22 protein-coding genes and 2 pseudogenes are annotated in these 21,184 nt (G+C 62.8%); 16 read left to right on the top strand and 8 right to left on the bottom strand.

What is annotated here, in order from left to right:
* The first annotated feature begins 15 nt into the window (after nucleotides 1-15).
* The 5 genes from RLEG4DRAFT_RS34150 to RLEG4DRAFT_RS34130 all read left to right on the top strand — a co-directional run bounded on the left by RLEG4DRAFT_RS34150 (nucleotide 16) and on the right by RLEG4DRAFT_RS34130 (nucleotide 6,739).
* A complete protein-coding gene (locus RLEG4DRAFT_RS34150; RefSeq protein ID WP_003583701.1) occupies nucleotides 16-1,305 on the top strand; it encodes an RsmB/NOP family class I SAM-dependent RNA methyltransferase in 1,290 nt (429 codons plus the stop codon).
* Nucleotides 1,306-1,472: 167 nt separating this feature from the next.
* Nucleotides 1,473-2,747, top strand: coding sequence for an imelysin family protein (locus RLEG4DRAFT_RS34145; protein WP_003583699.1), 1,275 nt, complete (start codon nucleotides 1,473-1,475; stop codon nucleotides 2,745-2,747).
* 47 nt (nucleotides 2,748-2,794) lie between these two features.
* The gene (locus tag RLEG4DRAFT_RS34140; protein ID WP_003583697.1) at nucleotides 2,795-4,552 is read left to right on the top strand and encodes a di-heme oxidoredictase family protein; all 1,758 of its coding nucleotides are present in this window, start codon (nucleotides 2,795-2,797) and stop codon (nucleotides 4,550-4,552) included.
* Nucleotides 4,552-5,652 carry an imelysin family protein gene (locus tag RLEG4DRAFT_RS34135; RefSeq protein ID WP_003583695.1) on the top strand — a complete coding sequence of 367 codons (1,101 nt, stop codon included), beginning with the start codon at nucleotides 4,552-4,554 and terminating at the stop codon, nucleotides 5,650-5,652. The genes RLEG4DRAFT_RS34140 and RLEG4DRAFT_RS34135 overlap by 1 nt, the downstream gene beginning before the upstream one ends.
* Nucleotides 5,653-5,656: 4 nt before the next feature.
* Nucleotides 5,657-6,739 (top strand): DUF1513 domain-containing protein, encoded by a 1,083-nt coding sequence (locus RLEG4DRAFT_RS34130; protein WP_003583693.1) that lies wholly within the window; start codon nucleotides 5,657-5,659, stop codon nucleotides 6,737-6,739.
* Nucleotides 6,740-6,816: 77 nt separating this feature from the next.
* Here RLEG4DRAFT_RS34130 and RLEG4DRAFT_RS34125 read toward each other — a convergent pair whose 3' ends face one another.
* Complete coding sequence (locus tag RLEG4DRAFT_RS34125; RefSeq protein ID WP_003583691.1) at nucleotides 6,817-7,893, bottom strand: DUF2252 family protein; 1,077 nt, start codon at nucleotides 7,891-7,893, stop codon at nucleotides 6,817-6,819.
* Between the two features lie 220 nt (nucleotides 7,894-8,113).
* On the opposite strand from RLEG4DRAFT_RS34125, the gene RLEG4DRAFT_RS34120 reads away from it, so the two are divergent.
* From RLEG4DRAFT_RS34120 to guaA, 3 genes are all read left to right on the top strand, one after another.
* Nucleotides 8,114-8,563 (top strand): PaaI family thioesterase, encoded by a 450-nt coding sequence (locus tag RLEG4DRAFT_RS34120; RefSeq protein WP_003583690.1) that lies wholly within the window; start codon nucleotides 8,114-8,116, stop codon nucleotides 8,561-8,563.
* Nucleotides 8,560-9,198, top strand: coding sequence for a 5'-methylthioadenosine/S-adenosylhomocysteine nucleosidase (locus RLEG4DRAFT_RS34115; protein WP_003583688.1), 639 nt, complete (start codon nucleotides 8,560-8,562; stop codon nucleotides 9,196-9,198). The genes RLEG4DRAFT_RS34120 and RLEG4DRAFT_RS34115 overlap by 4 nt, the downstream gene beginning before the upstream one ends.
* Nucleotides 9,199-9,310: 112 nt before the next feature.
* On the top strand, nucleotides 9,311-10,873 hold the full coding sequence (gene guaA, locus RLEG4DRAFT_RS34110) for a glutamine-hydrolyzing GMP synthase (RefSeq protein WP_003583686.1): 1,563 nt from the start codon (nucleotides 9,311-9,313) through the stop codon (nucleotides 10,871-10,873).
* A gap of 46 nt (nucleotides 10,874-10,919) precedes the next feature.
* On the opposite strand, the gene RLEG4DRAFT_RS34105 is transcribed toward guaA, so the two are convergent.
* Nucleotides 10,920-11,348 carry a type II toxin-antitoxin system VapC family toxin gene (locus RLEG4DRAFT_RS34105; protein ID WP_003583685.1) on the bottom strand — a complete coding sequence of 143 codons (429 nt, stop codon included), beginning with the start codon at nucleotides 11,346-11,348 and terminating at the stop codon, nucleotides 10,920-10,922.
* Complete coding sequence (locus RLEG4DRAFT_RS34100; RefSeq protein WP_003583683.1) at nucleotides 11,348-11,659, bottom strand: hypothetical protein; 312 nt, start codon at nucleotides 11,657-11,659, stop codon at nucleotides 11,348-11,350. Before RLEG4DRAFT_RS34100 ends, RLEG4DRAFT_RS34105 begins: the two co-directional genes overlap by 1 nt.
* A 233-nt stretch (nucleotides 11,660-11,892) precedes the next feature.
* Between RLEG4DRAFT_RS34100 and RLEG4DRAFT_RS34095 the strand changes: the two genes are divergently transcribed.
* Nucleotides 11,893-12,519, top strand: coding sequence for a dihydrofolate reductase family protein (locus tag RLEG4DRAFT_RS34095; RefSeq protein WP_003583682.1), 627 nt, complete (start codon nucleotides 11,893-11,895; stop codon nucleotides 12,517-12,519).
* Between the two features lie 26 nt (nucleotides 12,520-12,545).
* On the opposite strand, the gene RLEG4DRAFT_RS34090 is transcribed toward RLEG4DRAFT_RS34095, so the two are convergent.
* From RLEG4DRAFT_RS34090 to RLEG4DRAFT_RS34080, 3 genes are all read right to left on the bottom strand, one after another.
* Nucleotides 12,546-13,091, bottom strand: a complete 546-nt coding sequence (locus RLEG4DRAFT_RS34090; protein ID WP_003583681.1) for a YbhB/YbcL family Raf kinase inhibitor-like protein — start codon at nucleotides 13,089-13,091, stop codon at nucleotides 12,546-12,548.
* A gap of 38 nt (nucleotides 13,092-13,129) precedes the next feature.
* Nucleotides 13,130-13,984, bottom strand: coding sequence for an AraC family transcriptional regulator (locus tag RLEG4DRAFT_RS34085; RefSeq protein ID WP_003583679.1), 855 nt, complete (start codon nucleotides 13,982-13,984; stop codon nucleotides 13,130-13,132).
* A gap of 145 nt (nucleotides 13,985-14,129) precedes the next feature.
* A complete protein-coding gene (locus RLEG4DRAFT_RS34080; protein ID WP_003583677.1) occupies nucleotides 14,130-15,026 on the bottom strand; it encodes a LysR family transcriptional regulator in 897 nt (298 codons plus the stop codon).
* A 127-nt stretch (nucleotides 15,027-15,153) separates the two neighbouring features.
* Between RLEG4DRAFT_RS34080 and RLEG4DRAFT_RS39540 the strand changes: the two genes are divergently transcribed.
* From RLEG4DRAFT_RS39540 to RLEG4DRAFT_RS34065, 3 genes and pseudogenes are all read left to right on the top strand, one after another.
* The gene (locus RLEG4DRAFT_RS39540) at nucleotides 15,154-15,528 is read left to right on the top strand and encodes an Atu4866 domain-containing protein (protein ID WP_003583675.1); all 375 of its coding nucleotides are present in this window, start codon (nucleotides 15,154-15,156) and stop codon (nucleotides 15,526-15,528) included.
* Nucleotides 15,529-15,589: 61 nt separating this feature from the next.
* Nucleotides 15,590-16,440, top strand: a pseudogene (locus RLEG4DRAFT_RS34070) (oxidoreductase).
* A 41-nt stretch (nucleotides 16,441-16,481) separates the two neighbouring features.
* Nucleotides 16,482-17,216, top strand: coding sequence for an SDR family oxidoreductase (locus tag RLEG4DRAFT_RS34065; protein ID WP_003583671.1), 735 nt, complete (start codon nucleotides 16,482-16,484; stop codon nucleotides 17,214-17,216).
* A gap of 37 nt (nucleotides 17,217-17,253) precedes the next feature.
* On the opposite strand, the gene RLEG4DRAFT_RS34060 is transcribed toward RLEG4DRAFT_RS34065, so the two are convergent.
* Complete coding sequence (locus RLEG4DRAFT_RS34060) at nucleotides 17,254-17,817, bottom strand: methylated-DNA--[protein]-cysteine S-methyltransferase (RefSeq protein WP_003583670.1); 564 nt, start codon at nucleotides 17,815-17,817, stop codon at nucleotides 17,254-17,256.
* A 169-nt stretch (nucleotides 17,818-17,986) separates the two neighbouring features.
* On the opposite strand from RLEG4DRAFT_RS34060, the pseudogene RLEG4DRAFT_RS34055 reads away from it, so the two are divergent.
* From RLEG4DRAFT_RS34055 to ybaK, 4 genes and pseudogenes are all read left to right on the top strand, one after another.
* A pseudogene (locus RLEG4DRAFT_RS34055) lies at nucleotides 17,987-18,594 on the top strand (2'-5' RNA ligase family protein).
* 91 nt (nucleotides 18,595-18,685) lie between these two features.
* Complete coding sequence (locus RLEG4DRAFT_RS34050) at nucleotides 18,686-19,744, top strand: succinylglutamate desuccinylase/aspartoacylase family protein (RefSeq protein WP_003583666.1); 1,059 nt, start codon at nucleotides 18,686-18,688, stop codon at nucleotides 19,742-19,744.
* A 102-nt stretch (nucleotides 19,745-19,846) separates the two neighbouring features.
* Nucleotides 19,847-20,197 (top strand): ArsC family reductase, encoded by a 351-nt coding sequence (locus RLEG4DRAFT_RS34045; RefSeq protein ID WP_003583663.1) that lies wholly within the window; start codon nucleotides 19,847-19,849, stop codon nucleotides 20,195-20,197.
* Nucleotides 20,198-20,200: 3 nt separating this feature from the next.
* Complete coding sequence (ybaK, locus tag RLEG4DRAFT_RS34040; protein ID WP_003583661.1) at nucleotides 20,201-20,674, top strand: Cys-tRNA(Pro) deacylase; 474 nt, start codon at nucleotides 20,201-20,203, stop codon at nucleotides 20,672-20,674.
* Here ybaK and RLEG4DRAFT_RS34035 read toward each other — a convergent pair whose 3' ends face one another.
* Nucleotides 20,675-21,118, bottom strand: coding sequence for a MarR family winged helix-turn-helix transcriptional regulator (locus tag RLEG4DRAFT_RS34035; protein WP_003583659.1), 444 nt, complete (start codon nucleotides 21,116-21,118; stop codon nucleotides 20,675-20,677).
* Nucleotides 21,119-21,184: the final 66 nt, after the last annotated feature.

The following is a 21,184-nucleotide window of genomic DNA, read 5'->3' as shown; positions in this document are numbered from 1 at the left end:
ACAGGAGACTTGTGAATGCGTCTGGGCGGCCGCCTCGAAGGGGCGATTTCTGTGCTCGCGGACATCGATGCCCGCAAGCGGCCCGTCGCCGACGCGCTAAAGGACTGGGGCCTTGCGCATCGTTTCGCCGGCTCCGGCGATCGTGCTGCGATCGGCAACATCGTCTATGACGCCCTGCGCATGCGGCTTTCCCATGCCTGGCTGATGGACGACGATAGTGCTGCGGCCATTGCCCATGCCGTCATGTTCCGCCAATGGGGTTTCACACCCGACAGCCTTGCCGCCGAACTGGCGGACGACAAGTTTGCGCCGGCGCCGCTTTCCGCCGATGCCGCCGCGGCCTTCGAAAGCCGCTCGCTCGACGATGCGCCGCCGCATATCCGCGGCGATATTCCCGAATGGGTCCAGCCCTCCTTCGAACAAGCCTTCGGCGACCACTGGCTCGGCGAGGCACAGGCGCTCGCCGCCCGCCCGACGCTCGATCTGCGCGCCAACATCCTGAAGGCCTCCCAGGACAAGGCCGTCAGGGCGCTCGAAAGATCAGGCGCACAGGCTGCGAAGATCGCCCGCTACGGCATCCGGATTGCCGCCGGCGAAGGCGCCTCGCGTCTTCCCAACGTGACAGCCGAGCTTTCGTTCCAAAAAGGCTGGTTCGAAGTTCAGGACGAGGGTTCGCAGATCGTCGCCGATCTGGTGCTCGCCAAGGACGGCGAACAGGTTCTCGACTATTGCGCCGGCGGTGGCGGCAAGACGCTCGCCATGGCGGCCGCCATGCACAACAAGGGACAGGTTCACGCCTATGACGCCGACCGCAAGCGGCTGGCCCCGATCATCGAGCGGCTGAAGCGGGCGGGCACGCGCAATGTTCAGGTGCATGACGACGCAAGGGGGCTTTCCAGCCTTGCCGGACGCTGCGACAAGGTGCTGGTCGACGCACCCTGCACCGGCACCGGCACATGGCGCCGGCGCCCCGACACCAAATGGCGGCTGACGGCAAAGAACCTCGACGAACGCACGACCCAGCAGCAGGACGCGCTGGCGCAGGCAAGCGGCTTCGTCAAACCAGGCGGCGAGTTGATCTACGTCACCTGCTCGGTATTGCCTCAGGAGAACGAAGAACAGGTGCGCCGCTTCACGGCTGCCAATCCCGACTTTCAGATCGTCAGCGCCCTGCCCGCCTGGGACGGCCTGTTCGGCAAGGACGCTCCGCGCCCGCACTCTTCCGACGGCCTGACGGTGACGCTGACGCCGGCCTCCACCGATACGGACGGCTTCTTCTTCTGTCGCATGCAGCGGAAGGGCTGAGCGCCGCGGACACGCCGATTTTTCAGGCAAATGCGCGGCAATAGAGCCGCTCTTCCAGCAAGCGCTCATCTTAAAACTATTCCAAACTAGAGTGTTTGACACCAGTTTGCTTTTGCGCGAAGAGACGGAGCCCGATTAGACGGAAAATCCCGTCACAGGAGAGGATCATGAAGCTCAATACATTCCGCGCAGCCGTGCTGGCGATTGCCCCCGCCGCCCTGCTCGCCCTTCCCGCGCAGGCCGAGACCGATGCCGCCGCCGTGGTGAAACATTATGCCGACGTCGCGCATGCGAAATACGAAGACTCGCTGACGACGGCCAAGGCGCTCGACGCCGCGATCGACGCCTTTTTGAAGGCGCCGACCGATGCGACGCTGAAGGCGGCCCGGGACGCCTGGATCAAGGCGCGCGTTCCGTATCAGCAGACGGAAGTCTATCGTTTCGGCAACCCGATCGTCGACGGCTGGGAAGGCAAGGTCAACGCATGGCCGCTCGATGAAGGCCTGATCGACTATGTCGATACCTCCTATGGCACCGAGAGCGACGAAAACTCTCTCTATGTGGCCAATGTCATTGCCAACAAGACGATCAAGATCGACGGCAAGGATGTCGATGCTTCCAAGCTGACCCCGGAATTCCTCTCCGGCACGCTCGCCGAGGCCGGCGGCATCGAAGCCAATGTTGCCACCGGCTACCACGCCATCGAATTCCTGCTCTGGGGCCAGGATCTGAACGGCACCGGCCCCGGCGCCGGCGACCGCCCGGCAACCGATTACGACCTGAAGAATTGCACGCACGGCAATTGCGACCGCCGCGCCGAATATCTGAAATCCGCCTCGACCCTCTTGGTGTCCGACCTGCAGGAAATGACCGACAATTGGAAGGCGGACGGCGCTGCGACGAAGCACGTCGAAGCCGACCCGAAGGCCGGCCTCGTGGCGATCCTGACGGGCATGGGTTCGCTCTCCTACGGCGAGCTTGCCGGCGAGCGCATGAAGCTCGGCCTGCTGCTGCACGATCCTGAGGAAGAGCATGATTGCTTCTCGGACAATACCTACAATTCGCACCTCAACGACGCGATCGGCATCGCCGCCGCCTATACTGGCAACTATACCCGCGTCGACGGCACCAAGCTCAGCGGCCCGTCGCTGCACGATCTCGTCGCTGCCAAGGACAAGGCGGTCGACGCCGAGATGGAAGGCAAGCTCAACAAGACGCTCGATGCGATGAATGCCATGGCCAAGCGCGGCGAGACGGTCGAGAAGTACGACCAGATGATCGCCGAGGGCAACAAGGACGGCAACGCCGTCGTCCAGGCCGCCATCGACGGACTGATCGACCAGACGAAATCGGTACAGCGCGTTATTGCCGCACTCGATCTCGGTACGGTTCAGCTTGAAGGTTCCGACAGCTTGGATAATCCTAACGCCGTCTTCAAATAAGCAAAAGGCGGGCCGCTTCGACAGCCGGAGCGGCCCGGACTCTTGAAATGCCATCTATTACTTCCCTCATTCCTGTGTCCTCAGGGCTTTGCCCGAGGGATGTCACAGGAATCCAGCCACGGCGCGTCGGCGCCGTGAACGACTCGGTCAAAGGGAAGTCTTCCGCGCCCAAGGACTTGGGCGCACTGGATTCCTGTGACGAGCACAGGAATGAGGGAGCATCAAGGGAAGCGCGAACCAGCACCGGCGAGTCTGCCGCTCGGAATATTCGCCTCTTCTCAAAATTCCGCCTATCCATCCGCATCGCCGCTTTCGCCGCCCTTGCAGGAGCGCCCGTCGCTCTTGCCGCCGGTTTCGATCTGCCGGCGAAACGCACCGACCTTTCCGAGGCCGATCTGAAGCGCGTCGCCGACGTGACGCGGCCGACTACGGATTTTTCGAAGGCCGAACAATACGAAGCCATGCAGGCAGGTGGAACGACCTCGATCGATCCGGTCACCGAAGATAGCTTCTCGCATATTTCGGCCAACATCCCCTTCGAGGAAGAGCAGAATTTCAAGCTCGGCAATGCGCTGTTCCGCAGGCTCTGGGTTTCCTCACCCTCCTCGACGCAGGCCTCCGATGGCCTCGGGCCGCTGTTTAACGCCCGCTCCTGCATGAGCTGTCATGTCAATGACGGCCGCGGCAAACCGCCGGAGGGCGGCCCAAGTGCCGTCTCGATGTTCCTGCGGCTTTCTCGCGCGGCCGGAACGCCGGAGGAAGAAAAGACGATCGCAAGCGCCGATATCCTCAATTTCCCCGATCCGGTCTATGGCCATCAGTTGCAGGATCTTGCCGTTCCCGGACTTGCCGCCGAAGGACGGATGACGATCGACTATGATGAGGAGGCGGCGACGCTTGGCGACGGCGAGACGGTGTCGCTGCGCCGGCCGCATTACGCGGTGACCGACCTTGCCTACGGACCGCTCGATCCGGCGACGACGATATCGGCGCGTGTCGCTCCTGCGATGATCGGCCTCGGGCTGATCGAGGCCATTCCTCAAGCCGATATCCTGGCCCATGCCGATCCTGACGATGCCGATGGCGACGGCATTTCCGGCAAGGCGGCGATCGTACGCGATCACCGCAGCGGCGCGATCGTGCTTGGCCGCTTTGGCTGGAAGGCGCAGAACGCCACGGTGCGCGACCAGAATGCCAATGCCTTCGCCAATGATATCGGCATCTCCACGCCCGACCACCCGGACGCGCACGGCGATTGCACCAAGGCGGAAGTAAAATGCCTCAATATGCCGACCGGCGTGCAGAAACGGCTGGGCGCGGAGGAAGCGCCGGGGCCTATTCTCGACCTCGTGACCTTCTACTCCGAAAACCTTGCCGTTCCCTCACGCCGCAAGGCGAGTTTCCCCGAGACGCTGAAGGGCAAGAAGTTTTTCTACGAAACCGGCTGCATTTCCTGCCATGTGCCGAAGTTCGTCACCCGCCGGGATGCGCCAGACAAGGCGCAGTCCTTCCAGCTGATCTGGCCATATTCCGATTTTCTTCTGCACGATATGGGCGACGGACTTGCCGACGGGCAGCAGGTCGGCCTTGCAAGCGGACGTGAATGGCGCACGCCACCGCTATGGGGTATAGGACTGACCCGGACTGTCAGCGGACACAGCTTTTTCCTGCATGACGGCCGTGCGCGGAATCTCACCGAGGCGATCCTCTGGCACGGCGGCGAAGCTGAAAAGGCCCGCAACGCTTTCTCCTCCCTGTCGAGAGACGACAGGGAGGCCCTGATTACATTCCTGGAGTCACTTTGATGCGCCTATGGCACCCCCTGCTCTGCCTCACTCTGATCGGCCTCGCCACATCGGCGGCCGCCCAGACCGCCGCTCCTCCGGCAGGGCTGAACGAGGATGCCGTTCCCGCCGTCATGCAGCGCGCCGTCGACGAGGCGATCCGCCCGGGCTACCGCAATATGCAGCAATCGGCCGCCCGGCTGACGACGGCGATGAAGGATCTTTGCAGCGACGGCACGCAGCAGACGCTCGACAAGGCGAAATCCGCCTTCGACGATACGATCCGCTACTGGTCGATCATCGAGATCGTCCAGACCGGACCGGTCATCCAGGACAATCTCTTCGAGCACATCCTGTTTTATCCCGACCGCAAGGGCGTCGGCCTGAAGCAGGTGCAGGCGCTGATCGCCAAGGCCGACCCGAAGGATGCGACGGTCGATGCGATCGCCGGCAAGAGCGTGGCGCTGCAGGGCCTGACGGCGCTGGAATACGTGCTTTACGGCAATGGCTCCGAAAATCTCGTCGGCCAGAAGGGCGGCTTCCGCTGCCTTTACGGCCAGGCGGTCGCCGGCAATATCCAGCGAGAGGCCGGCGAGGTCGTCGCCGCCTGGGAAAAGCCGGACGGGGTGCAGGCGAGCTGGAAACATCCGGGCCCGCAGAGCAATGATTTCATGGACAACAAGGAAGCCGTGACCGCGCTGCTCGGCATTCTCGTCCACGGCGCCGAAAATGTCCGCGACCAGCGGCTGGAACAATTCTACAAGGGCAAGGACACCGCGCCGCGCCCGCGCATGGCGATCTACTGGCGCTCCAAGAATACGTGGAAATCGATGGCCGCCAATATCGACGGCCTGCGCACGCTCTGGCAGAAGGCCGGCATGGCCGAGCTTCTGCCGCCGGACAAACAGGCCGTTGCCGCCTCGATCGACGAGGACTTCAAATCGCTGCTCGACAGCGTGCCGAAGCTCAATCCCGACATCGACGTTGCCGTCAGCGATGCGGAGAAGGCCAAGCTCGATACGCTGCTTGCCGAGAGCCGCGACCTGATCACCAGGATCAGCGACGAATATGGCGCCGCCATCGGCCTTTCGGCCGGCTTTTCCTTTTCGGATGGAGACTGAAGCGATGATGCGAACCGCCGCAATCGACCGACGCAGCTTTGTCAAGGCGGCCGGGCTCGGCTTCCTTGCGGCCCTGACGCCAAAATCGCTGATGGCGCTAGAGCGGACCGATGCGGTCTATGCCTCGGGCATTCGTACAGCGAGCGGTTCCTTTGCCGTCGCGACCGTGACGGAGCGCGGCGAACTCATCGATCAGGTGGCGCTTCCCGCGCGCGCCCACGGCATGGCCTTCAGCGCCGCCACCGGCATGACCGTCGCCTTCGCCCGCCGGCCCGGCACCTATGCGATGATTTTCGATCCGCGGAATAAGCGCGAACCGATCGTCATCAATTCTATCGAGGGCCGGCATTTCTACGGCCATGGCGCCTTCTCCCCCGATGGTCGTGTGCTCTACGCCAGCGAGAACGACTTCGACGGCAATCGCGGCATGATCGGCCTCTACGACGCCACCAACCGCTTCACCCGCATCGGCGAGTTCGAAACCTACGGCATCGGTCCGCACGACATGACGGTTTCCGATGACGGACGCCTTCTGATCGTCGCCAATGGCGGCATCGAGACACATCCGGATTTCGGCCGCACCAAGCTCAATCTCGGGGAGATGCAGCCTTCGCTGGTACTGATCGATGCGGCGACCGGGGCGCTCGTTGAAAAACATCTGCTGCCGGCGCAATGGGCGGAACTTTCCACTCGCCACGTCGATCTCGACGATAAGGGCCGCATCTGGTTCGCCTGCCAGTACGAAGGCCATCGCAAGGACCTGCCGCCGCTTGTCGGCCATTTCGCCAAGGGGGAGGATCTGTACTTCATCGACCTGCCGGAGCAGACGACGCGCAGGCTTGCCAATTATGTCGGCGCGATCGCCGTCAATCGCAGCGAGGGCCTCGTCGGCGTGACGTCGCCGAAGGGCGGAGCGTCTGTGACCATCGACGCAAAGACCGGCAAGGTGCTTGCCGAAACGGCCATCCCGGATGCCGCGGGCATCGCGCCGGCAAGAAGCGGCTTTGCCGTCTCCTCCTATGACGGCGATTTCCTCTCGACCCGCAGCGAGGTCGCCTGGGACCAGCACATCGTCAGGGTCTCTTAAAGCGTGTCGCGATCCTTCAGATTCGCTTGCCACGCTTTAAGGACGCAAAACCGCTACGCACTTTTGCTGAAATTGCTCTAGCGGGCGCGCGCATAGGCCTGTTGCTCGGCGCTGATGCTCGATGCCGCGGCCCTCGCCGCCTCATGCAGCCATTCGGGGCCCCTGGCCTGCAAGTCCCGCTGGATCGCGGCGGCGGCGGCCGCATCGTCGGAATGGCAATTGGCGATTTCGAAGCCCATCAGTTCGAGCATTGTCGACGAAAGCAGCACCTCCGGGTGTTTGTCGATCTCGATCTTGCGGCTGTTCGGCGATAGCCGGCGCACGAGAATACGGCCGGAGACGCTATAATGGGGATCGGCCGAGCGCAGCCGCCCGCCGGCGATCTCGCCCGCATGGATCGCTACGTCTTTCGGCCTGTGGCAAAGCGACCAGGCAGACGGCAGCAGCGCCTTCGCCTCGCGCAGGACCGGCCCGCCCAGCCATTCGGCATAGGCGACGAAGCGCGGGCGGCCGAGGCTGCCGGTGCCGGCGCTGCGCGGCCTGGCCACGAAAGGTCCGGAGCCTGATGGCATGGCGTCGGTAAGCGCCTTGATATAGGCCGATGGCGGTGGCTCGGTGCCGGCAGGCAGCATTTCGTATTTCTCCCAGAATTCCCGGCGCTCGGAATTCGGCAGCATCAGCGCCTTGCGCAGCCATTTGTGATCGCGCTCAAGGATGACGGGCAGCGGATTTTCAAGGCCCCGGCGATAGCCGCCGAGGATCAGTTCACCGATCATCCGAACCGTGGGGCCGTCGCCATTACGTGCCAGGATGGCGCTTGCCGCAAGGCGAACGAGATCCAGCGCATAAGGCATGACAGCCGCATCGTCGAAATCGTTGACGCCCCAGACGAGCCGGCCCTCGGCATCGCGCCAGGTGCCGAAATTCTCCAGATGCGTATCGCCGATCGCCAGCACCTCGGGCGCGCTTGCGAGTTCCGGGCAGATATCGAAGATGATTTCGCACCAGCGCCAATAGGTGGCGCGCAGGAAGACAAAATCGTCGCTGCGCATCTTCTCGTGTTTCTCGCGGAGATCGTCCTTGACGAGATCGGCCCCGAGTTGGCCAGCCAGCCAGGTCTCGAAATTTTGAACCGATTGCGATATCGTCGTCATGCGCCGGCGCTCCCTCATTTCGAGACATGGTGCCGGAGAATACGCGCTGAGCGCGAAGCTGCAATCGCCGTCGCACCGGCTTGCACAACGGCAGCACGGCGAAAGGTTGCGCTGGCGACACGGCTTGCTGTTTCCATCGCCGTCCGGATCGATTTCGGCGATGTCCAGCTTGTCGAATCCAGCGCGCCATGCCACTTTCGCGGCTTCGAGAGGGGTAGCCATGAGCGAGACTGACAGGGGCGATTTCCGCGCGCGAATCCGCCGCAATTTTGCGCGCCAGGCGGCGATGCAGACGATCGGCGCGGAGCTGACGCGCGTCGAGCACGGCGTCGTCGAGATCGAGCTTCCCTTCGACGTCAAACTAACGCAGCAGCACGGCATCCTGCACGCAGGCATCATTTCCGCAGCGCTGGATTCGGCCTGCGGCTTCGCCGCCTACAGCGTCATCGACCCCGAAGCTTCGATCCTGACGATCGAGTTCAAGGTCAATCTTATGTCGCCGGGGCGTGGCGATCGTTTCCTGTTTCGCGGCGAAATCACCAAACCGGGCTCCACCATCATCGTCGCCGACGGGCGAGGCTACGCGATCAGCGACGGACCGGCGAAACTCATCGCCTCCATGACCGGAACGATGATGGTGATCCGCGGCAGAGAAGGAATTACGGGATGAAGTTCGAACTGAAGTCGGTCGCTGGGAAGTCCATGCTGTTCGTCATGGCGGCGGAGGCCGAATACGGCCCCTTCCTGCGCTCGCGCATCGAACCGTTGATGACCGGCGTCGGCCCGGTCGAAGCAGCGGTCGCGTTGACCAAGACGCTGGCGCGGCTCGATGCGGCCGACGACCTGCCCGATCTCGTGGTTTCCCTCGGTTCGGCCGGCTCGGCAAAACTGGAGCAGACCGAGATTTACCAGGTAAGCTCGGTTTCCTACCGCGACATGGACGCCTCGCCGCTCGGCTTCGAAAAGGGCAGGACACCTTTCCTCGACCTGCCGGCGACACTCGAGCTGCCGCTGCGCATTCCGGGCATTCCGGAAGCCAGCCTTTCCACCGGCGGCAACGTCATCTCGGGCCCCGCCTATGGCGGCATCGACGCCGACATGGTCGATATGGAGACCTTTGCGGTGCTGCGCGCCTGCCAGGGTTACAAGCTGCCGCTGATCGGCCTTCGCGGTATTTCCGACGGCGCGGTCGAGCTGCAGCATATTTCCGGCTGGACCGAATATTTGCATATCGTCGACCGCAAGCTCTCCTATGGCGTCGACAGCCTGTTCACGGCGCTGGAGGACGGGGTTTTCTGGTTCTAAGCGCAAAAAACGCCACGCGTCTTTCGGACTCTGGGACAATCGGAACAATAAAAACCCGATGCCGCCGATTTCCCGGATTGCAAGGCGAAGCGCTTTTCATTAAAGCCTCGCCATGACCCAGACAGCACATCCCGACTCCGTTCTCATCGTCGATTTCGGCAGCCAGGTGACCCAGCTCATCGCACGGCGTGTGCGCGAGGCCGGTGTCTATTGCGAAATCGTTCCCTTCCAATCGGCCGAAGAGGGCTTCAAGCGCCTGCAGCCGAAAGCCGTGATCCTCTCGGGCAGCCCGGCTTCGACGGTGGACGAGGGATCGCCGCGGGCGCCGCAGATCATCTTCGACAGCGGCCTGCCGGTCTTCGGCATCTGCTATGGCCAGCAGACGATGTGCATGCAGCTCGGCGGCAAGGTCGAGAGCGGCCATCACCGCGAATTCGGCCGCGCCTTCCTGGACGTCGACAAGGACTGCCAGCTGTTCGAGGGCCTCTGGTCCTCCGGCTCGCGCCACCAGGTCTGGATGAGCCATGGCGACCGCGTCACGGCGCTGCCCGATGGTTTCGAGGTGGTCGCCACCTCCTCCAACGCGCCCTACGCCTTCATCGCCGACGAGAAGCGCAAATATTACGGTGTGCAGTTCCACCCCGAGGTCGTGCATACGCCCGACGGCGCCAAGCTGATCGGCAACTTCATTCACAACGTCGCCGGCATCAAGGGCGACTGGTCGATGTCGGCCTATCGCCAGAAGGCGGTCGATGAAATCCGCAAGCAGGTGGGCGACAAACGCGTCATCTGCGCCCTTTCGGGCGGCGTCGACAGCTCGGTTGCCGCGCTGCTGATCCACGAGGCGGTCGGCGATCAGCTGACCTGCATCCTCGTCGACCACGGCCTGATGCGCAAGGACGAAGCGGCCGGTGTCGTCGCCATGTTCCGCGAGCACTACAATCTGCACCTGATCCATGTCGATGCAGCCGATCGCTTCATTGGCGAGCTCGAAGGCGTCTCCGACCCGGAAACCAAGCGCAAGATCATCGGCCGGCTGTTCATCGAGACTTTCGAGGATGAGGCAAAGAAACTCGGCGGCGCCGATTTCCTCGGCCAGGGCACACTCTATCCCGACGTGATCGAAAGCGTTTCCTTCACCGGCGGCCCGTCGGTGACGATCAAGTCGCACCACAATGTCGGCGGCCTGCCGGAGCGCATGAAGATGCAGCTCGTCGAGCCGCTGCGCGAACTGTTCAAGGACGAGGTGCGCGCGCTCGGCCGCGAACTCGGCCTTCCCGACAGCTTCATCGGGCGCCATCCCTTCCCCGGCCCCGGTCTTGCAATCCGCTGCCCGGGCGGCATCAGCCGCGAAAAGCTGGAGATCCTGCGCGAAGCCGATGCGATCTATCTCGACGAAATCCGCAAGGCCGGCCTCTACGACGCCATCTGGCAGGCCTTCGCCGTGCTGCTCCCCGTCCAGACCGTCGGCGTCATGGGCGACGGTCGCACTTACGAATTCGTCTGCGCACTCCGCGCCGTCACCTCCGTCGACGGCATGACCGCCGATTTCTACCACTACGACATGGAATTCCTCGGCCGCGCCGCGACCCGCATCATCAACGAGGTGCGCGGCATCAACCGCGTGGTCTACGACGTGACGTCGAAGCCGCCAGGCACGATCGAGTGGGAGTGAGGGTGGCAGGGGAAACGGTGGCTTTGGCGAGGATATCGCAACCCGTTCATTCTGTTGCCCTTAGAGGGTTGATCATCTGAACGCCCTGGAAGTCCTTCTCGTTGTCGGTAACGACAACGCAGCCGTTGGCTTCTGCGATGGCGGCGATGATCGTGTCGAGGGCACTACGCGGTCGGCCGCTCGACTTACCCTCCGCCATGAGCTTTGCCCAAGCCAAGGCTGCCTTTTCATCGAATGAAAGAACGCGGCCGGCAAAGAGCGCTTGCGGTCCCTCCGGGCCTGAGAACCACGCCTCAAGTTCACGCTTGCGGTTGCCGGCGGGCTTTTCAAGGACGCCGCGCTGAATTTCAGCGACAGTAAGAGAGGAGATGAAAAGATCGTCGTCCGATTGGTCCGCCATCCACGCCAACAGCGCCTCAGATGGCGCGGGCTTGGTCACATTGCTGAGGATATTGGTGTCGAGCAGGAACCGCATCAAAACTTGACCTCGCGCCCCTCGGTTTGAGGTCGCGTCAGGTCGAGATCGGCGCCCACAAGGGGAGAGCGTCGAAGAGCGGCGAGGATGCCCCCCTTACGCGGGCCATCTCCGGAGATGGATTTGCTAACGACCGAACGCAATTCGGATGCCTCCGGTGTATCCTCGGCGAGCCGACGAGCAATCGACCTGATGAGGTCGCGATCGGCGTCGCGCCCAACGACCTCGAAGCGCGCAAGACCGCGCTCTCCGAGCCGGGAGCGATAGTTCTGAATTGCGCGTTGTTGAGCCTTGCTGATGGTCGCCTCCATATCTTCCCGGTAATATAGCCAGCGAACCGCGACCTCACAAGTTTCCCTGTCGCTGACGGGGTTGAGAAAATTCAGCGATGACGGTGACAGTCTGTCAGCTCCGGTGATGGTCGGACAAGCCGTCGTCAGAGAGCGGTGGCGACGGCGGAGGCATGCGACTAAAAGTGATCGCCAGCTGTCGGGATTTGTCGATCCGATCCGTCCTTGGGCCAGGACCCAATGAGGAGAACGTCGTGAGAGAGCTGATCCTGAAGATGTCCATATCGGTCGACGGCTTCGTCAGCGACCTCGACGGCCGAAACAGCTGGATGTTCGGCGCCGATCAAGAGGCGAAGGCCTGGAGCGTTGAGTATATAGGGAATGCGGGGCTGCACATTATGGGGAGCCGCAGCTTCCTTGCCATGGCGCCCTTCTGGCCGACCTCCACCCTGGAATTTGCGCCGCCGATGAACCAGATCCCCAAGGCCGTCTTCTCGCGGCAGGGGTCGGCGATCCTTGCGAATGTGACGGCGGCGCTCGACGACATCAGCGCCAAAGCGGGGACCGGACAGGCAGCGGAGCTGCAGCCCGGGGCGGAGAGCTGGGCCGAGGCCTATGTGGCAGGTGGTGACCTTGCGGAGGAAATCGCGGCGTTGAAAGCCCGGGAGGGTAAGCCGATTATCGCCCATGGCGGCGTGAGTTTCGCCCGTAGCCTGATCGCTGAGGGACTGGTCGACCAGTTCGCCCTGCTTGTGATCCCCGTGGCGCTCGGCAAAGGCCTGCCGTTATTCTCCGAACTCACCGCGCCACAGCCTCTCAAGCTCATAAGCTCGAAGGCCTTTCCGGGCGGCGCGGTGGCGCAGATCTATCGGCCGGCCTGAACCCGCCACCGGAGATCAGCCGGTTTTCAGCGGCCGTAAGTGACTTCGAGGGAGGCCTTGTCGAGCGTATTTGCCCTGACATAGAAGCCGACCATGGCGCCCGGCGCGGTATCTGGAAGCGGCAGCTTGTCCACAGAGAGCGCGTAGACGGTGAACTGGTAGTGGTGCGGCGCATCGCCGGCCGGCGGGCAGGCGCCGCCATATCCTGACGTACCAAAGTCGGTGTGCCCCTCGACGGCGCCCGCGGGAAGCTTCTTGTCACCGCTTGCGCCAGTGACAATCTTGCCGGCGTCTGCCGGGATGTTGAACACCGACCAATGCCACCAGCCGGAGCCGGTCGGGGCATCCGGATCGTAAGCCATGATGGCGAAGCTCTTGGTCGCCTGCGGCGCACCCGACCAGGCCAGTTCCGGCGAGATGTTCTTGCCCGAGCAGCCGAAGCTGTTGAAGACCTGTGCATCGGCCATGGACTTGCCTGAAGTCAGATCTTTCGAGGTGAGCTTCATTTCGGCGTGGGCCGCCGTGGCGCTAAAGACGGATGCGGCGAGAAGTGCTGCTGTTATGAGACGCATGCTGTTTTCCTGCGGTTGATGACGCCGGAAAACTATCGTCACTGCGGCAGCGCATCTGCCCCGCTATGCTCAACTTCTGCCCCGATCCGCTCAAAACGCTCAGGTCCGTTGCGCACATGGCGTGGACTGACGCCAAACCGCTCCTTGAACCGCGCCGAAAACTGAGAGGGTGAATCGTAGCCAACCTCAAGCGCAACCTGCGCCATGGGCAGGGTTGTCGTGTGAATGAGCCCGAGGGCCCGGTTCATTCTGGTATCGCTCAGGATCTCGGTGAAACCGGTCTTCTCGGCCGCCAGCTTGCGCCTCAGCGTCGCTTCGCTCATGTTGAACGCGCCTGCCGCATGCGCCAGTGTCCAATCAAAGGCTGGATCACTTTCGATCATCTGCCTTAACCGATCCTCGAGCCTAGCACTCTGGCTCTCACCCAGCACCGCGCCGCAGAGCGCAAACCAGGTGATCAACTCCATCAAACGGGCCCTGGCAATGGCGCCGGGAAGGTTTCTCAAGTTGCCGGGCTGGCAGCAATATTCGAACAATGCCCCAGCCTCGTTCGGCAGGCTTAAGGCACTTGCGGGGATCGGCCGGGATGGAACGGCAACCGATCCCATTCTGACATAGGCATCCTCGAACAATTGCCGGGGAATTGGAAGCGCCAGGGTCTGATACTTCTGCGGAGCCTTCGGGATATTCTCCATCGTCAACGGCTGATGGTCCGGCAGCAAGCCAAAGGCGCCGGTCTCGAAGCGCAAAGGCTTGTCATCCGCCATGACGATCTTGGTTCCCGATTGCACCTGGAACAACAGAGGGCTGGTATTGACGAGACGATAAAAACAGGCGCGCCCGCCCTGGCGGATCAAGGCCCTGGTCGGAACGGGAAAGACGTCGTCCAGCATGGGTTCTCCGGCAACGGATGGAGGCGAGCACGATAAGAGAGGCCTCGCCACCGATCCTCGGGGATAGCAAAACCTCGGGCCAAGGGCAACGTCGAGCCGGGTTGCAGCTCTCAGAGACACATGATCGGCCTGTGGCAGACCATATCTACCGCCTGCCGGACTTGCGGATATAGTCCACCAGCGCCCGCAGCTTCAGCGGTTGCCGCTGGCGTCTGGGGTAATAGAGATAGAAGCCCGGAAAGGGCGGGCAAAAGTCTTCCAGCAGCGGCACGAGTTCGCCGCGTTCGATATAGGGCGCAAAGGTTTCCACCATGCCGAAGGTGATCCCGGCGCCGGCGCAGGCCATGCGGATCATCATTCCCATGTCGTTGGTCGTGACGGCGGGATCGACGGCGACGTCGAAGTCGCGATCGTTTTCGATGAATTCCCAGCGATAGGGCGCCGTATCGGGGCGTGGCCGCCAGCCGATGCAGGCGTGGTGCTGCAGGTCGCGGGGATGGCGGGGTTGGCCGCGGCGCTCGAGGTAGCCGGGGGAAGCCACGGCGTATTGCCGCTGCTCTCCGGAGACCGAGATCGCGATCATATCCTGCTCGATCACCTCGCCGAGCCGCACACCCGCATCGAAGCCAGCCTCGACGATATCGAATTCGTCATCGCTGATGGTGATATCGAGTTTGATCTCAGGGCAGGCCTGCATGAACCCGGCCAGCAGCGTGCCGGACAGGAAGCTCTCGGCGATCGAGGAAACGGTGATCCTCAGCAAGCCGCTCGGGCGTGCCTGCATTTCCCGCACGGTTTGCATCGCATCCCTCACCTGCCGCACCGATGGACGAACCGCATCAAGGAACACTTCGCCGGCTTCGGTCAGGCTGACGCTGCGCGTCGTGCGCTGAACCAGGGCGACACCGACCCGATCCTCCAGGCGCTGCAGCGCCTGGCTGACGGCTGAGCGGGTGACGCCGAGCCGCTCGCCGGCGAGGCGGAAATTGCGCGCCTCCGCCACCGCAAGAAAGACAGAGATACCTTCGAGATCGTCGACCATTGGTTAACATTTCTAACCAAGGCATCGCTGATTGACAACTTAATCGCGCCGATTGGCAACGCTATCTTCCTATCGAGGTCAAGCACGGCCGACGGCTTTATGCAGACCTGCTTCGAAAGGAAGAGCGATGCGAGACATTTCGAACAGCGGCGTTCTGCATTTTCTCGCCGCGGCCACCTTGGTCGGCGCGGCGATCCCGGCCTCATCAGCCTATGCCCCGAACGACCGGAAACCCATGCGTCAACAGCCAAGTGAGAACAGAATGCAGCAACATCCCTATATCGGCATGTGGGTAACGGATGACGGCCGCATCCGCCACGAACTTCTGCCCAATGGCCGCTATGACGAAGCTCGCGGCAACCGGGAAAGCGCCTATCGAGGCCGTTACGAGGTCACCGGAAATCACATCGACTATTGGGACGACACCGGCTTCACCGCCGACGGCGATTTCGTCGACGGCAATACCCTCCACCATGGCGGCATGGTGTTTCGCCGCAAGTGAGAGGGCGCCCGCCCGAAAGGCAAACTCACACAGGACAGGCCGCGTCGCGCGGCCGGAAAGGATGACGACCATGTCTTCCATCACACCCATCTGGTTCATAACAGGCGCATCGTCCGGCCTCGGCCGGGCACTGGCCGAGGCGGTTCTCGCCCGTGGCTGGCGCGCCGCCATTACGGCGCGCCGACCCGAGGCCGTAAGCGATCTCACGGCAAAGCATGGCGACCGCGCGCTTGCCCTCGCCCTCGATGTGACGGACAGCCGCTCCATCGCCGCCGCGATTCATGCCGTCGAAACGCATTTCGGCGCGATCGATGTGCTGGTCAACAATGCCGGCTACGGCTACCTCTCGGCGATCGAAGAGGGCGAGGATGCGAATATACGCGCCCAGTTCGAGACCAATGTGTTCGGATTGATCGATGTCACCAAACAGATTCTGCCCGGCATGCGCTCGCGCCGGCGGGGGCATATCTTCAACGTCTCTTCGCTTGGCGGGCTCGTCGCCTTCGCCGCGACCGGCTACTACCACGCCACCAAGTCGCGGTCGAAGCCCTGTCGGAATCGCTGTCCCATGAGGTCAAGCCGCTCGGCATCCAGGTGACCATTCTCGAACCCGGCGCCTTCCGCACCGATTGGGCCGGCCGGTCGATGGTCGAATCGAAGACTGTTATCGACGATTATGCCGAGACATCGGGCAAACGACGCCAGGCCACCCGCTCGGTCTCGGGCAAGCAGCCGGGCGATCCCGCGCGCGCCGCAACGGCGATCATATCGGCCTTCGAGGCGGAGGAACCGCCGCTGCGCCTGCTGCTCGGCGCCCCCGCATTGAAGATCGCCCGCGAACGGCTCGATGCGCTGCGCGCAAATTTCGACGCCTGGGCGGAAACGACGCTCAGCGCCGATTTCCCGAACTGACCCAATCCCCGAAATTCCCCAACCTGCAAATGGAGCTTGAAATGTCTGATATCAAAGGAAAAGTCGTCGCCATTACCGGCGCCAGCAGCGGCATCGGAGAGGCCGCGGCAAAGGTATTGGCTGCGGCAGGCGCTCATGTCGTGATCGGTGCGCGCCGCACCGAGCGCCTCGAAAAACTCGTCGGTGAAATCGAAGCCAAGGGCGGGACGGTGCGCATGCGAAAGCTCGACGTCACCGACCATGCCGACGTGGAAGCTTTCGCAGGCTTTGCCAGGTCGGAATTCGGCCGACTTGACGTCATCGTCAACAATGCCGGCGTCATGCCGCTGTCGCCGCTCGAGGCCCTCAAGGTCGAGGAGTGGGACCGGATGGTCGACGTCAACATCAAGGGCGTTCTCTACGGCATTGCGGCCGCCCTTCCGATCATGAAGGCGCAGGGGTCGGGACAGATCATCAACCTGTCGTCGATCGGCGGCCACAGCGTCTCGCCGACGGCTGCCGTCTATTGCGCGACGAAATACGCGGTCCGGGCGATCTCTGACGGGCTGCGGCAGGAAACCGATCGCATCCGGGTGACCGTCATTTCTCCCGGCACCACGACGTCGGAACTGGCCGAGACGATCACCGATCCCACAGCGCGGGACGCGATGAAGGCTTTCAGGGCGGTCACGATCGGCCCCGAGGCCGTCGCCAATTCGATCCTCTATGCCATCAGCCAGCCCGATGACGTCGACGTCAGCGAGATCGTCATCCGCCCGACAGCCAGCCCTCATTGAGCCGCTGACATTCGGTTCATGAACTGCCTGCCGCCGCCTAAAAACCCAGCGAGTGCTGGGCGGGCGGCGGCGGGCCGAGTTGGATGCCTTCGAGTTCCAGCATCCGGGTCTTTGACGACGAACCGCCGGGCGCGGAGAAGCCGCCGATCTTGCCGCCGGCGGCCAACACCCGGTGGCAGGGGATGATCAGCGCGACAGGGTTCTTCGCCATTGCCTGACCGACGTCGCGAGCGGCTTCCGGCCCGGCGCCGAGCTCCTTGGCCAGCGCGCCGTAAGTGGTCGTGCGGCCCCAGCCGACGCGTCTGGCTGCTGCATAGATTTTTCGGAAGAAATCATCCTGGCCGGCAAGATCGAGTTCGACGCCGGAAAAATCGGTTTCCTCGCCCCGGAAGTATCGCTTCACGGCGGCGACCGTCTCCAGCACATCAGACGTCGGCGCGCCGGCTTCGGCATCCGGCAGGCGACGCAGCAAGAGCCGTTCCGTCGCCTCCGCAGTTTTCGTCGGCAGCTGGAAACGGGCAATGCCGGCGTCGCTCCAGGCGATGCCGCAAAACCCGCCTGCGGTTTCGAAGATGAGATAGTGGTGGATCGTCTCGGCCATGACACAGCCTCCGCGTTTTCGATTACCACCAAAATCGTACGGAGCGGCCGCTGTTTCAACCCGTTTCTTGCGCGCGATGTTCTTTTTCTGTTCTTGATATTCTATCTTGCCGGAGTATTTTCATTGCTCTTTTGGAACGACGAGGCGGGTCATGACGACCTGACAGCCTATGAACCAGATATCCTTCGATTTCGGCCATGACCGAACTCGGCGCGGGCAGCCGGGCGAAAACAACGGCGACGGACATAGGCTTTTCTTCGCGCTGCGCCCTCCCGCGATCGTCGAGCGGCAAGCGGCTTCGATCGCCGATGACTATGGCAAAGCTTTCTCCCTTTCCGCTCAACCGCGCCTGACGACGCTGCATGTGAGCGTTATCGGCGTCGGCGACTATGAGGAGCTTCCGGAGGACGTGGTCTTTGCGGCGCCCCAGGCCGGCGCCACGGTGGAGGGCGCGCCGATCGCAATCAGCTTCGACAGGATCATGAGCTTCCGGCGGGAAGGCACGGCGCGACCTCTGGTGCTCTGCGGCGAAGGCGGGCGGAAACCGCTCACCCGACTTCATGTCCAACTCGGGGTCGGCATGCACAATGCCGGATTGCCGCACAATATCAAACCAAATTTCACCCCGCATATGACGCTGCTCTACGACCGCAAGGCGGTTCCGCCGACGGTACTCGATAGGCCGGCTTCCTGGACAGCCCAGGAATTCCTGCTCATTCACAGCGTTCTCGAAAAACCGAACACCACATCATCGATCGCTGGCCACTGCTCGGCTGACCGCACAATGTCCCTCGACTACGGCTTGCGCTGACCCGATTTTCGCGCGTAAGACTCGGAAAACCTGTCGATTGCAAGCGAGAACGAAAACATGGACGTGTCCGAGATCATCATCCCAGGCGATACGCCGGGAACGGCTTGGCGGCTGCCGGTGCTGTGCTTTGCCGGCCGTGATCCCGCGCCCAAGGTCTATATCCAGGCGGCACTGCATGCCGGCGAGCTACCGGGAACGGTAGCCTTGCATTTCCTCTGCGAGCGGCTGCGGCAGGCGGAAAGCGAAGGCCGGGTGGCAGGCGATATCACCATCGTGCCGCAGGCCAATCCGATCGGTGCGGCGCAATCGCATTTCGGCGAGTTGCAGGGCCGTTTCGACCTCGGTTCGCGCACCAATTTCAACCGGGATTTTCCGCTGATCTCCGTTGCCGACCGCGCCACGCTGCTTGACGACCTCGATGATTATCCGGCTACCGATAGATTGAAGCGTCAGCTGCTGCATATGGCGCTTGGGGCAGATCTCGTTCTCGACCTGCATTGCGACGACGAATCGCTGCAATATGCCTATATCGACGAGACCTTCTGGCCGGAGGCGGCCGATCTCGCCACAGCGCTTGCCATGGAGGCCGTGCTGCTTTCGGATGGCGAAAGCTCGGCCTTCGAGGAGGCCGTCGGCTTTGCCTGGAAATACGCGGTTCCCGGCGAGCGCCGATCCCGGTTGCCGGGCAAGCTTTCCGCCACCGTCGAGCTGCGTGGCAAGCGCGACGTCGATCCGCTGCTGGCAAAGAAGGATGCGGACGGGCTCTGGCGTTTCCTGGCCGCTCGGGGAATCGTCGGCGAGGAGAAGGTGCCGCCGGCCGCGTTTTCCGGCCCTGCCGTGCCGCTCGACAATATCGAGATTGTTCGCGCCCCCGAAGGCGGCGCCGTGCTCTTTCATCGCAACATCGGCGAGAGGATTGCGGAAGGTGATCTTCTGGCGACGATCGTCACGCGGCCAGGCCAGCCGGGCGGCGGCATCGACCTCCGTGCGCCGCAGGACGGGCTGATCCTGACCCGAACGTCCGACCGGCTGGTGCGGCGGCGCGGCGACCTAATGAAGATCGCCTGCGACAATCCCAGCAAGGCGTCGCGCAAGGCCGGCACGCTGGAGAATTGAGCGGAGCCGAGATCGGCGCGTTCGGGGATAAAACGCCGCACGGCATTTGCGCCGGCCTTCGTGCATGCTATCTCGCCGCCATCACAGGGAGATCGATCGGGCATGGCCGTCACCATCTATGGCATCAAGAATTGCGACACGATGAAGAAGGCCCGCAACTGGCTGGAAGAGCACGGCGTCGCCCATGAATTTCACGATTACAAGGCGCTCGGCATCGACCGTGCCCATCTCGAGGCCTGGATCGACCAGGCCGGCCTCGATACCGTGCTCAATCGCGCCGGCACCACCTTCCGCAAGCTGCCCGATGCCGAGCGTGAGAACCTCACTCGGGAGAAGGCGATCGCGCTGATGCTCGACCAGCCGTCGATGATCAAGCGGCCGGTGCTGGAGACGAAGGGCAAACTGCTGGTCGGCTTCAAGCCGGAGATCTACGCGGATATGTTCAAGGGCTGAGCAATGTCCAAAACCACCCGCGCGACACAGCTTCTTTCGCAAGCAGGCGTCGCCTTCACCGTTCATGCCTATGATTACGATCCCAACGCCGAGCGCGTCGGGCTGCAGGCGGCGGAAGCGCTCGGCGAGGCGCCGCATCGGGTGCTGAAGACACTGATGGCGGAGGTGGACGGCAGGCCGGTCTGCGTCGTCGTGCCGTCGGATCGCGAGGTCAGCATGAAGAGGCTCGCGAGCGCCTTTGGCGGCAAGTCGGCCAATATGATGAAGCCTGCCGATGCCGAGCGGCTGACGGGCTATCATGTCGGCGGCATCAGCCCCTTCGGCCAGAAGAAGAGCGTGCCGACGGCGATCGAGGCATCGGCCCTTGCCGAACCGCTGGTCTATATCAATGGCGGGCAGCGCGGGCTGCAGGTGCGGCTCGATCCGAAGGATGCGTTGAAGGTCCTGAAGGCAGTTGCCGCGCCGCTGATTGCCTGATCAGAGAAAACGGTCGAGCAGACCGGCAAGCGTCTTCGCTTCGTTTTCGGCAAGCTTGCAGCCGATATGGGTCTTAATCGATCCGGCATAGACGGCCCACATGCGCTCGCGCAGCTGCCGGCCGGCCTCGGTGATGACAGCCCAGCGACCGCGTGCGTCCTCGGTGAAGATTTCACGGCGGACCAGCCCTTCCCTTTCCAGCCGGTCGATCAGGCGGGAAAGATTATACTGCGCAAGCAATGTCCGCTCTTCGATCTCATAGGGACGCAGCCTGCCATCCTGCGCCCGTGCCAATTCCCACAGCACATCATACCAGGCAAGCGGCGGCATGCCGGCCGCTTTCAGATCGGCTTCGATCGCGCCGAGCAGGCGCTCGCGGGCGCGCATGATGCTCGCCCACGCACGGGTGGCAGCGTCGCTCGGCTCTACTGTTTTTTCCGACATAAATGCAATTACATCTATCTTGAAATCCGCGGCAAGCGATATTAGATGCATTTGCATAGATTGTCA

The sequence above is a fragment of the Rhizobium leguminosarum bv. trifolii WSM2297 genome (assembly GCF_000271845.1).
This window is presented reverse-complemented; position numbering and strand designations above follow the sequence as displayed.